Here is an 11,553-nt window from a genome sequence, read left to right as displayed (position 1 = left end):
CCGCAACTTGAACACCGCCGGAGCCGTATGGACCGGCTCTGTAAATATGTTCTGCTGAGGAAGTCATGGCCAAGACCAACGTCATCAAGATCCGTCTCGTCTCGACGGCTGACACCGGTTACTTCTATGTGACCAAGAAAAATGCCCGCGCTCATACGGGTAAAATGGAACTGAAGAAGTACGACCCGGTTGCACGCAAGCACGTCGTATTCCGTGAAGCCAAAATTAAGTAATTCTGGCCAGATCGGTATGTTACAAAAAACGGCGCTTTCGAGCGCCGTTTTTTTGTGCCGTTCCTTCAGGAAAATTCCAGCTTTGCACGGGATTTGGGGGAGGGGCGTTAGAAAAGAGGATCGCGCCGGTCGTAGGGAATGACCAGATCATTCCGGTTGGCCATGTTCAGCATGGCGCGCGCGCGTTCGTCCAGAATATCCGTATCCAGTGTATTTTCGCGCAGGCCATTCACGCGGCGCTTCCATGCGTTCTGCTCGGCCTGTGCGTCTGTTCTGGCCTGCTTGGCCTGTTCCAGTAGACCAAGCTGCTGCTGGTAGGCCTGCATGCCATGGTCGCCCTGTGTGGCGTTCCAGCCAAAGTAACCGGCAATACTCAAAAATGCCAAAGGCGGCACCACAGCCCGCACAACACGGCGAAAGAAACGGCCAATCTGCACTTTTGGTCTGCTCCCTGCCAGAGTCGTGGTTACCAAGAGACATGAATACAGAGTAATGTCTAACCCATATTACGCTGGCTGGGGAAGGGCGTTGCGTACAAAAAAACCGGTCCCCAGAAGGGACCGGCCTGCTTGATCGTGCAAAAAGGCGCAAGCTGCTGCCAGCTTGCAGCCTTTAGCTGTTTTTCAGAATAGTGCGGCCTGCATACTGGGCAGCGGTCACCAGTTCCTGTTCAATACGGATCAACTGGTTGTATTTGGCTGTCCGGTCGGAGCGGGAGAGCGAGCCGGTTTTGATCTGCCCACAATTTGTGGCCACAGCCAGATCGGCAATGGTGGAATCTTCCGTCTCGCCCGAGCGGTGGCTCATAACCGCCGTGTAGCCAGCCCGATGGGCCATTTCCACGGCCTGAAGTGTTTCGGTCAGTGTGCCAATCTGGTTGACCTTGACCAGCAGGGAGTTGGCAATGCCAGCCTTGATCCCACGGTTCAGGCGTTCTGGGTTGGTCACAAACAGGTCGTCGCCCACAAGCTGTACTTTTTTGCCCAGTGTCTGGGTCAGTAGTGCCCAGCCTTCCCAGTCATCTTCGGCCATGCCATCTTCAATGGAGACAATCGGGTAACGGCTGACCAGATCTTCCAGATAAGCGGCCATACCTGCGGAATCGAAGCTCTTGCCTTCGCCTTCCATCACGTACTGACCGTTCTTGAAGAATTCCGTGCTGGCGCAATCGAGCGCAAAGGTCACGTCCTGCCCCGGGCGGTAACCTGCAGCTTCTACCGCGCGGGTAATAAAGCCCAGCGCTTCATCAGCGGATTTAAGGGCGGGGGCAAAGCCGCCTTCATCCCCCACATTGGTGTTCAGGCCCGCAGCACTCAGTGCTTTTTTAAGCTGGGCGAAAATTTCCGAACCCCAGCGAATGGCGTCCGCTACAGTGGGTGCGCCCACGGGCTGGATCATGAATTCCTGAATATCGATCGGATTGTCTGCGTGCTGGCCACCGTTGACAATGTTCATCATTGGCACGGGCAGAATATGGGCGAATGCACCACCGATATAGCGGTAAAGTGGCACTTCCAGTTCTGCCGCCGTTGCCTTGGCCACAGCGAGCGAGACGCCCAGAATGGCGTTGGCCCCCATGCGGCTTTTGTTGGGCGTGCCATCCAGATCGATCATGGCGTTGTCGATGTCGATCTGGTCGGACGATTCCGCGCCCTGCAATGTGGGCAGGATTTCGCTCTCAATGTTTTCAACAGCCCGCAGCACACCTTTGCCACCATAGCGCCGTGCATCGCCATCGCGCAGTTCAACCGCCTCGTGCGCGCCAGTTGAAGCACCAGAGGGAACAGCCGCGCGGCCTTTGGCGCCAGAGGCCAGTTCCACATCCACTTCCACGGTGGGGTTGCCACGGCTATCCAGAATTTCGCGGGCGATAATGTCAACAATGGCGCTCATGGTGTGTTTGTTCCTGCTTGTCTGTGGGCACAGGCTGGGGCCGGTGCCGTCGTTTCTTATTCTTGCTCTAGGACGAAACCTGCATGGAGCTTTTTTCCACGCGGTTGCTAGTGGCAGCGTCTTGGGCTTTTCTGTCAACACTGAGAACAAGAAAATACAGAGAAAAGGGTGTCTGTTCCCCTATGAAGAAGCTTCCATTTCTGGGCGTGGTTCTGATGCTGGCGGGGGTTCTGCCCTATGTCTTATGCACCTGCGCCATTGTGTTTTACGATTCCCGCATTCCCGTGCCCAATCTGCTTATGGCCGAACTGTTTTATGGGGCCATCTCCCTTTCCTTTATAGGTGCCGTCCACTGGGGGCAGGCGCTGGAGGTGGAGCGCACCATTATTGTGGCGTCTGCTGGGCGCACGGACCATGTGCGTCTGCTGCTTGGTGTGGTGCCTGCACTTGTGGGCTGGATTGCGGCCTGCACGGGGTTTATGTGGCAGCCATTGGGGGGGCTTGCGTTGCTGGCTGTGGCGTTCCCGCTTGTGGCGCTGGCCGAACGTGCTGCTTGGCGGCGCGGCTGGGTACCACCGGGTTACATGGGGGTGCGCTGGATTGTGAGTGCCGTTACGGAATGTTGCCTGCTTATGGTGCTGCTGGTTCGCTTTTTGTGAATGGCAGAGGATGGCCCGGTGCGGTAAAACCCATGCCGGATATGTTATAACACGCATGTATCGCATAAGGCGCGCATATCAGTCAGGAAGTGGAAAGCAGGGCTTATGAACGGCAAACCGCGCATTCTGGTTAAAGGTGCTGGTGTGGCGGGGCTGACCGCCGCCGTAACGCTTGCGGAGCGTGGCGGGGTTGTAACCCTGTATGACTGCGCGGACCGGGTTGGAGCCGGTGCATCATGGATGGCAGGCGGCATGCTGGCCCCATGGTGCGAGGCGGAATCGGCTCCAGCGGAAGTAACCGCCCAGTCGGTCGATTCGGTGGACTGGTGGACAAAGCATGTGCCCGGCGTTGTGCGTGAGGGCAGTCTGGTCCTCGCACCTGCGCGTGACGTGGGTGAGCTTGCACGCTTTGGGCGGCGGACCTCGCACTTTGAAACCGTGGGAGAGGCGGAGATTACCCGGTTGGAGCCAGACCTTGCCGGGCGCTTCCAAAAAGGTCTGTTTTTTGCCGATGAAGGGCATGTAGACCCGCGCAAGGCTCTGCCCGCGCTGGCGCAGGCTCTGGAGCAGATGGGCGGGCAGGTGCACGTAGCTCCGGACCCCGCACCGGACGAAGCCGGGTTTGACTGGGTGGTGGACTGCACAGGCCTGCATGTGCGTGACCAGCTAGACCATCTGCGCGGAGTGCGGGGCGAAATGCTGCTGCTGCGCTGCGAGGATGTGATCTTGCACCGGCCTGTGCGCATGTTGCACCCGCGTATTCCGGTTTACATTGTGCCGCGTGATAACCATGTGTTCATGGTCGGGGCCACCATGGTGGAAAGCGAGAACGCAGGGGGCATGACCGTTCGTTCCATGATGGAACTGCTCAATTCCGCATGGACCCTGCACCCCGGCTTTGCCGAGGCGGAAATTCTGGAAATGGGTACCGGCCTGCGCCCGTCTTACCCGGACAACATGCCCCGTGTGGTGCGGCAAGGGCGGCATGTTTATGTTAATGGCATGTACCGTCATGGTTTTCTGCTCTCTCCCGCTCGGGCACGGGAGGCTGCGGATCTGGTTTTCGGGCCATAAGGCCCAAGGAGTGATGCCCGATGAAAATAACCGTCAATGATGAAGCGCAGGATGTGTCCGCCACGACCCTTGCAGGGCTGATTGATGAGCTAGGATACGCCGGTGCGCGGATTGCCACCGCGCTGAACGGGCATTTTGTACCAAAAACCGCGCGAGAGCAGGCCAGACTGGACATGGGGGCACGGGTGGAAATTGTTGCTCCCATGCAGGGGGGCTAAGGGTATGGCCGCATTGTTTTACGGGCAGGAACTGTCCTCCGCTCTTATGTTGGGTACGGCGCAGTACCCATCGCCCGAAATTTTGCGTGATGCTGTTTTGGCTGCACGCCCGGGTGTGCTGACGGTCTCCTTACGCCGCGAATCCGCTGGTGAGCGGGCAGGGCAGGCTTTTTGGTCCATTGTGCAAGAACTTGGGGTGCCCGTTCTGCCCAACACAGCAGGCTGCCACACGGTCAAGGAGGCAGTAACAACCGCGCATATGGCGCGTGAAGTGTTTGGCACGGACTGGATCAAACTCGAAGTTATTGGCGAGTTGGATACCCTCCAACCCGATGTGTTCGGGCTGGTTGAGGCTGCACGGATTTTGACCGAGGAAGGGTTTAAGGTTTTCCCCTACACCACGGAGGATCTGGTGGTGGCCGAGCGTCTGCTTGCGGTCGGGTGCGAGGTGCTTATGCCGTGGGGCGCTCCCATTGGCTCTGGCAAGGGGTTGAACAACCTGTTTGGCCTGCGGGCCATGCGTGCGCATTTTCCTTCCGTGCCGCTGGTGGTGGATGCGGGCATTGGCGTACCCTCCCACGCGGCGCAGGCGCTGGAATTGGGGTATGATGCTGTGTTGATCAACACCGCCGTGGCCAAGGCGGGGGACCCGGTGCATATGGCGCAGGCATTTGGGCTTGCGGTGCAGGCTGGTATGCTTGCGCGCATGGCCGACCCAATGGAAGAGCGGGATATGGCCGCGCCCTCCACCCCCGTTGCAGGAAAGGCTTTTTTGGGATGAACGCGCTGGCGCAAAAATTTTACCCAGTTGTGGATGACGCCCGGTGGGTTAACCGCCTTGGGGCCGCAGGGGCGCGTTTTATTCAGCTCAGGGTCAAGGACCTGCCAGAGCCGGAGCTGCGCGCACAGGTACGGGCCGCGCGCGATTATGCGGCAAAGCATGATGTGTGTCTGGTGCTCAATGACTTCTGGCAACTCGCGCTGGAGGAGGGGGTTTCCTACATCCATCTGGGGCAGGAAGATCTGGATACAGCAGATATGCCCGCCATCCGTAAAGGTGGCCTGCGCGTTGGCATTAGCACCCATTGCCACGAAGAGCTTGAACGCGCCCTGACCTTTGCCCCCGATTACGTTGCACTGGGGCCAGTATGGGAAACCAGGCTGAAAAAAATGGCATTCGGCCCGCAAGGTGTTGAAAAACTGGGTGAATGGAAGCGTCTTATTGGCAGCATGCCGCTGGTGGCCATTGGCGGCATAACGCTGCAACGCGCACCATTGTGCCTTGCCGCTGGTGCGGATTGTGTATCCGCCGTATCCGCCTTTACGCAGCATGCGGACCCGGAAGGGCAGGTCAAGGCATGGCTGGCGGCAACATCAGTTTAGCCGAGGTTAGCCGCCGCTAAACATACGGGCGGCATCCGCTTTGCCAAATAGTGTCAGAAGCACACGGGCGGAGCCGGGCAGGCGATAGCTGGCTGTAGGTTTTGTGCCCATGTCGGGCAGAATGCGCTGGGCTTCGGCATGGGCGGTATCCAGCAGCAGATCGACCAGAATTTCTGGGGCCATGCGGTATTCGGGTAGTCCGGACTGCCTGCGGCCCGTGGCCTCGCCTCCACCACGTAGGCGAAAATCCTCATCCGCGATTAAAAAACCGTCTTCGGTCTCGCGCAGGCAGGCCAGACGGCGGCGGGCTGTCTGGCCTAGTCCTGCATCATGGAGCATCAGGCAATAGGATGCCTTGGAGCCACGGCCCACGCGCCCGCGCAACTGGTGGAGTTGGGCCAGCCCAAACCGTTCGGCATGTTCGATGACCATGATTGTTGCGGTTGGCACGTCCACCCCGACCTCGATCACGGTTGTGGCGACCAGAATGCGGGTCTGCCCCTTGGCAAAATCCTGTAGAGCCTGCTCGCGCGCGTTGGTGTCCTGCTGCCCATGGGCAATGCCCACCAGATTGCCAAACCTGTCTGCCAGTATGGCCTGCCGCGCCTCGGCCGCGGCAATGTCGAGCGCTTCGCTCTCGGAGACCAGCGGACAGACCCAGAATATCTGCGCCCCCGCGGTAAGGGCGCGGGCAATGCCTTCGAGAATGTCGTCCATTGTGTTCAGGCTGTGCAGGGAGGTGCGGATGGGCTTGCGCCCGGAGGGTTTGCCCTCCAGACGGCTGACCTGCATGTCTCCAAACTGGGTGAGCAGCAGGGTGCGGGGTATGGGGGTTGCGGTCATGACCAGCATGTCCGCCTTGTGGCCTTTTTCCACCAGTGTCAGGCGCTGGTCCACGCCAAAACGGTGCTGCTCATCCACCACTGCCAGCCCGAGGTCGGCAAATTTGACACTCTCCTGCACCAGTGCGTGGGTGCCAACTATCAGTCTGGCGGTGCCGTCGGCCATGTCCGCCAGAGCCTGTTTGCGCGCCTTGCCTTTGACGGAACTGCACAAAAACGCCACCGGCACGGGGGAAAGGCGCGCAAAGGTTGCCGCATGCTGGCGGGCCAGAATTTCGGTCGGGGCCATAATGGCGGCCTGAGCACCTGCCTCGGCCGCGCGGAGCATGGCCAGCAGGGCCACCAGTGTTTTGCCTGCGCCCACGTCCCCCTGAAGCAGCCTGTTCATGCGGTGGGGGGTGGCCATATCTGCCTCGATCTGGCGCAGTACATGGGCCTGCCCGTGCGTGAGCGGGTGGCCAAAGGCAGCAAGGGCCTGCTGTTGCAGGTGTCCATCGCCTTGCAGGCTGCGGCCGGGGCGGCAACGTGTAGCCTGCTGGGCAATGCGCATGGCAAGCTGGTCGGCCAGTAGCTCATCACAGGCAAGGCGGGCCTGCGCGCGGGCACGCTCGGCCTGCCACTCCATGCCGGTGTGGCTGTTGGGAATACTGTCCGGCCTTTGCATCCATGTGAGTGCCGTTACAAAGTCGGGCCAGTTTTTTTGCGTGATCAGTGCCGGGTCATGCCATTCGGGCAGGTCTGGCGGCAGCAGGGCGAGGGCTGCTGTCATGGCTTGACGCACCTGCCCGCCAAACAGCCCCGCAGTCAGTGGCCAGACCGGGTCGAGCAGCGGAATACGGTCTATCTGGCGGGCAGGGAGCAGGTAGTCGGGCGAGGTCATGCACAGCCGGTCACCAAACCGTTCAATCTTGCCCGATACGGCAAGCTGCGCCCCACTTAAAGCCTGCTTGGCCTGCCAGGGGGAAAAAAAAGCGATCTCCAGTAATCCCGTCTCGTCCGACAGGGTGGCCCGCCATGGCTGGCGGGTGCGCGGGGCGGGGGGGCGCACGTCCAGCACCGTACCGCAAACTGTTGCAATCGTGTCAGCCCTGAGTTGTGCAAGCGTGGGGCGCAGCCGCCTGTCCGTTACACTTTCGGGCAGGCAGAACAGCAGGTCCATGACCCGTGAGCCACCAGCAATTTTGGCCAAAAGCCGGGAGCGGGCCACGTTAACGTGGCTCAGGCTGTCCAGTGGCGCGGCAAGGGGGGTCAGGGCCGGTGCATTTGCCCATTGCGGAACCGAAGCGGATGTGAAGGATGGGGGGCTGGACACGGACGGTATACAGGCCTCTGTTTGCAGGCTGACAGACAGGAACAGCCCCGGTATAGGACAGCAACGCCATGCAACACAATTTTACAACGCCATCCAGCACGCTTTCTTCCAACGCCTCCGACGGGTCGGAAGATTCGCTTGCGGCCCGCCGCCGCCGGCTCAAGTTCCGCGCCAACCACCGTGGCACGTTTGAGACCGATATTCTGATCGGCGGTTTTGTGGAGGAAACGGCGGACAGCCTGAGTGCCGAGGAACTGGCGGACATGGAAACCATACTGGAAATGCCTGATCCCGACCTGACGGACTGGCTGTTTGGCCGTCTGCCCTTGCCGGAGGAAAAAGCAACGCCCATGTTGCGGCGTATGGTGCAATCATGCCGCGCAAGGTGCGGAAAATAAACTATTCTTCCCATATGGTGAAGACAGGCAGGACAGAGAAACAGGGCATATGACAGCAGACACAGGTGCGGCATCGGAGCGTCGGGTTGCCACGATTTGGGGCGTGCCAGAGGGGTACGACGCCCTTTTGCTTGCGCGGCGCGCGCGTGAGCACAAGGGGCCATTGCTGCACATAGCCCGCAACGATGCCTCCATGGCCCGGCTGGCGGAAACGCTGGCCTTTGTTGCGACCGATGTGGAGGTGCTGCGTTTTCCCGCGTGGGACTGCCTGCCTTACGACCGGGTATCACCCAACCCCACAATTGTTGCCGAGCGTGTGGCAACCCTGACCCGCCTGCTTGAACCATCTGGCGGTAAGCCGCGCCTTGTGCTGACCACAGTCAACGGTGCCATCCAGCGTGTGGCCCCGCGCAAGACGTTTGCGGGGCAGTCCCTGAGTATTCGCACGGGGGAAAGTCTTGACCAGTCCTTCCTGATCGACCTGCTGATCGCCAATGGTTACACCCGCACTGATACGGTGATGGAGGCCGGGGAGTTTGCAACCCGTGGTGGTATTTTTGACCTGTACCCCGCCGGTGCGCCCGAACCCGTGCGCCTTGACCTGTTTGGGGACGAGGTGGAGAACATCCGCGCGTTTGACCCCGGTACCCAGCGCTCGACCGACAAGCGTGATGGGCTGGTGCTGTGCCCCGTGTCCGAATTTTCGCTCGACAGTGCCAGCATAAGCCTGTTCCGTACTGGCTGGCGCGACATGTTCGGCCCTGCGGCCGCGTCCGATCCGTTGTACGAACATATTTCTGACGGGCGCAGATACCCCGGTATCGAACACTGGCTCCCCCTGTTCCATGACCAGTTGGAAACCGTGTTTGATTACCTGCCCGGCGCAGCACTCTCGCTCGACTATCAGGTCGAGGAGGTTCTGACCGCGCGGCTGGACATGATTGCCGACCATTATCAGGCCCGCAAAATGCCTGTGCGGGAGGGGGAAACCTCCTACCGTCCGCTGCCGCCCCACCTGTTGTACATGGACCTCAAAGGTTGGGAGGCCGCCGTTGCGCGCCTGCCAGCCGTGGCCTTTAGCCCCTATGCCCAGCCAGATGGTGCGGGTGGGGTGGACGTAGGTGGGCGTCCGGGCAAAATGTTCTCCAAGATCGTGCCCGGTGCCCAGCGCGAGCAGGTGTTTACCTTGCTGGGCGAGCAGGTGCGCGAATGGGCGCAGGTCAAGCGCCGTACCTATGTGGCGGCATGGAGCAAAGGCTCGCGCGAGCGGATTGGTGTGCTGCTGCGCGAACACGGGGTGGCGACTGACACGTTCGAGACATGGGAGCAGGCGCGCAAGGCCAAGGCAGGCCCGGTCGGGTTGCTGACCCTTGGGCTGGAACGCGGCTTTGTGGCCGAGGATGTGGCGTTTGTGTCCGAGCAGGACCTGCTGGGCGAGCGCATTGGCCGCCCACCACGCCGCCGCCGCCGCGCGGATGAACTGATTGCCGAAGCCAGTGAACTGTCCGCCGGGGACCTGATCGTCCATCAGGATTACGGCATTGGGCGTTATGACGGGCTGGAGACGGTCAGTGTTGGCGTGGCCCCGCACGATTGCCTGCGGCTTTTGTACGATGGTGGGGAAAAACTCTACCTGCCGGTGGAAAATATTGAACTGCTCAGCCGGTTTGGCTCGGATCAGGCGGGTGTGTCGCTCGATCGTCTGGGCGGGGTTGCATGGCAGAACCGTAAATCGCAGATGAAAAGCCGAATCCGCGATATGGCGGGTGAGCTCATTCGCACAGCGGCAGCCCGAGCGCTCAAGGAAGCGCCCGAACTGCTCCCGCCCGAAGGGATGTGGGACGAGTTCTGTGCCCGCTTCCCCTTTGTGGAAACGGACGACCAGTCCCGCGCCATATCCGATGTGCTGGAGGATATGTCCTCCGGTCGCCCCATGGATCGGCTGGTGTGTGGTGATGTGGGCTTTGGTAAAACGGAAGTCGCACTCCGGGCTGCTTTTGTGGCGGCCATGTCTGGTGGGCAGGTGGCGGTGGTTGTGCCCACCACCCTGCTGGCCCGCCAGCATTACCGGACCTTTACCGCGCGCTTTGAGGGCTTTCCCATAAAAGTGGCCCAGCTCTCGCGCATGGTTACGGGCAAGGAGGCAACGGAGGTGCGCAAGGGGCTGGCTGATGGCAGCGTGAATGTTGTGATCGGCACCCACGCGCTACTGGCCAAAACGGTCAAGTTTGCAGCCCTCGAACTGCTGATTATTGATGAAGAGCAGCATTTTGGTGTGTCGCATAAGGAAAAGCTGAAAGCTCTGCGTGAGGATGTGCATGTGCTCACCCTTTCCGCCACACCTTTGCCCCGCACACTCCAGCTCTCGCTCTCCGGCGTGCGGGAGATGAGCCTGATTGCAACGCCGCCAACGGACCGTCTGGCCGTGCGGACATTTATTATGCCGTTTGATAGTGTGGTCATCCGCGAGGCCATACAGCGCGAGCGCTTCCGGGGTGGGCAGATTTTTTGCGTGGCCCCCCGTGTGGAGGATCTGGACCGGCTGGCTGAACGCCTGACCAGCATAGTGCCCGATGCCCGGCTGGTGCAGGCCCATGGCCGCCTGACCCCCACAGAGCTGGAACGGGTGATGACGGAGTTTTCCGATGGTCAGTATGACATCCTGCTCTCCACCAATATTGTGGAAAGCGGGCTGGACATGCCTGCCGTTAACACGCTGATCATCCACCGGGCGGATATGTTTGGTCTGGGTCAGCTTTACCAGCTTCGTGGCCGTGTGGGCCGTGGCAAACAGCGGGGTTACGCATACCTTACGTGGCCACAGACCCATGCCCTGTCTCCCTCAGCGGAAAAACGGCTGGAGGTCATGCAAACGCTCGACACGCTGGGAGCTGGCTTTACGCTGGCATCGCACGACCTGGACCTGCGCGGTGCGGGTAACCTGCTGGGTGACCAGCAGTCTGGCCATGTGCGTGAAGTGGGGATTGAGCTGTACCAGCAGATGCTGGAAGATGCCGTGGCAGACCTGCGCAGCGACAAAAGGCGCAACGCGGAGAACGACCGGGGCTGGACACCCAATATTGTTATGGGTCTGCCGGTGCTTATTCCCGATGAGTACGTGCCAGATCTGCCGGTTCGGCTCGGACTTTACCGCAGAATCAGTGCTTTGGCGTCTGATGCTGAGCTGGAGGCTATGGAAGCGGAACTGGTGGACCGTTTTGGCTCAGTTCCTGATGAAGTTAAGAACCTGCTCAACATTGTTGATCTTAAAAGACTTTGCCGTCAGGCGGGAGTGGAGCGGGTGGAGGCTGGCCCCAAAGGCATGGTGCTCCAGTTCCGCAACAACAGTTTTGCCAACCCCGGCGGTCTTGTGCAGTGGATGGGGCGTTGGAAGGATGGCGTGGTCCGCCTGCGCCCAGACCACAAAATGGCTGTTGTGCGGGAGTTAACCAACGTGCAGCGCATTGACCTTGCCCGGAAGGTGCTCAAGGACCTCGCCCATATGTGTGAGCGTGAAATGGCCTGAACAACGGCCTGTTTC

The 11,553-nt window shown here is 60.3% G+C and carries 11 protein-coding genes; 8 read left to right on the top strand and 3 right to left on the bottom strand.

The annotated features are described in order from the left end of the window. Positions 1-65 precede the first annotated feature (65 nt). Positions 66-233 carry a 50S ribosomal protein L33 gene (gene rpmG, locus GOB86_RS00795; RefSeq protein ID WP_003623017.1) on the top strand — a complete coding sequence of 56 codons (168 nt, stop codon included), beginning with the start codon at positions 66-68 and terminating at the stop codon, positions 231-233. Between the two features lie 107 nt (positions 234-340). Here the strand turns inward: rpmG and GOB86_RS00790 are convergent, their stop codons facing one another. Together GOB86_RS00790 and eno are read right to left on the bottom strand one after the other, a co-directional pair. After that, positions 341-670, bottom strand: coding sequence for an FtsB family cell division protein (locus GOB86_RS00790; RefSeq protein ID WP_165990499.1), 330 nt, complete (start codon positions 668-670; stop codon positions 341-343). A gap of 175 nt (positions 671-845) precedes the next feature. Further along, positions 846-2,126, bottom strand: coding sequence for a phosphopyruvate hydratase (gene eno / locus GOB86_RS00785; RefSeq protein WP_165990498.1), 1,281 nt, complete (start codon positions 2,124-2,126; stop codon positions 846-848). 182 nt (positions 2,127-2,308) lie between these two features. Here eno and GOB86_RS00780 point away from each other — a divergent pair, with 182 nt between their 5' ends. From GOB86_RS00780 to GOB86_RS00760, 5 genes are all read left to right on the top strand, one after another. Next, positions 2,309-2,785, top strand: a complete 477-nt coding sequence (locus GOB86_RS00780; protein WP_165990497.1) for a DUF3429 domain-containing protein — start codon at positions 2,309-2,311, stop codon at positions 2,783-2,785. Positions 2,786-2,890: 105 nt separating this feature from the next. Beyond that, a complete protein-coding gene (gene thiO, locus GOB86_RS00775) occupies positions 2,891-3,859 on the top strand; it encodes a glycine oxidase ThiO (protein WP_165990496.1) in 969 nt (322 codons plus the stop codon). 20 nt (positions 3,860-3,879) lie between these two features. Continuing rightward, positions 3,880-4,077 (top strand): sulfur carrier protein ThiS, encoded by a 198-nt coding sequence (thiS, locus tag GOB86_RS00770; RefSeq protein WP_165990495.1) that lies wholly within the window; start codon positions 3,880-3,882, stop codon positions 4,075-4,077. A 4-nt stretch (positions 4,078-4,081) separates the two neighbouring features. After that, the gene (locus GOB86_RS00765) at positions 4,082-4,858 is read left to right on the top strand and encodes a thiazole synthase (protein ID WP_165990494.1); all 777 of its coding nucleotides are present in this window, start codon (positions 4,082-4,084) and stop codon (positions 4,856-4,858) included. Beyond that, a complete protein-coding gene (locus tag GOB86_RS00760; RefSeq protein WP_165990493.1) occupies positions 4,855-5,460 on the top strand; it encodes a thiamine phosphate synthase in 606 nt (201 codons plus the stop codon). Before GOB86_RS00765 ends, GOB86_RS00760 begins: the two co-directional genes overlap by 4 nt. Before the next feature lie 6 nt (positions 5,461-5,466). Here GOB86_RS00760 and recG read toward each other — a convergent pair whose 3' ends face one another. Next, the gene (gene recG, locus GOB86_RS00755; protein ID WP_165990492.1) at positions 5,467-7,614 is read right to left on the bottom strand and encodes an ATP-dependent DNA helicase RecG; all 2,148 of its coding nucleotides are present in this window, start codon (positions 7,612-7,614) and stop codon (positions 5,467-5,469) included. A 68-nt stretch (positions 7,615-7,682) separates the two neighbouring features. On the opposite strand from recG, the gene GOB86_RS00750 reads away from it, so the two are divergent. Both GOB86_RS00750 and mfd read left to right on the top strand, forming a co-directional pair. Beyond that, complete coding sequence (locus GOB86_RS00750) at positions 7,683-8,012, top strand: FAD assembly factor SdhE (RefSeq protein ID WP_165990491.1); 330 nt, start codon at positions 7,683-7,685, stop codon at positions 8,010-8,012. 49 nt (positions 8,013-8,061) lie between these two features. Then, the gene (gene mfd / locus GOB86_RS00745) at positions 8,062-11,538 is read left to right on the top strand and encodes a transcription-repair coupling factor (protein ID WP_165990490.1); all 3,477 of its coding nucleotides are present in this window, start codon (positions 8,062-8,064) and stop codon (positions 11,536-11,538) included. The last annotated feature ends 15 nt before the right edge of the window (positions 11,539-11,553 follow it).

Origin of the sequence: Acetobacter lambici, from assembly GCF_011516885.1 — a bacterium.
Lineage (GTDB): Bacteria > Pseudomonadota > Alphaproteobacteria > Acetobacterales > Acetobacteraceae > Acetobacter > Acetobacter lambici.
This window is presented reverse-complemented; position numbering and strand designations above follow the sequence as displayed.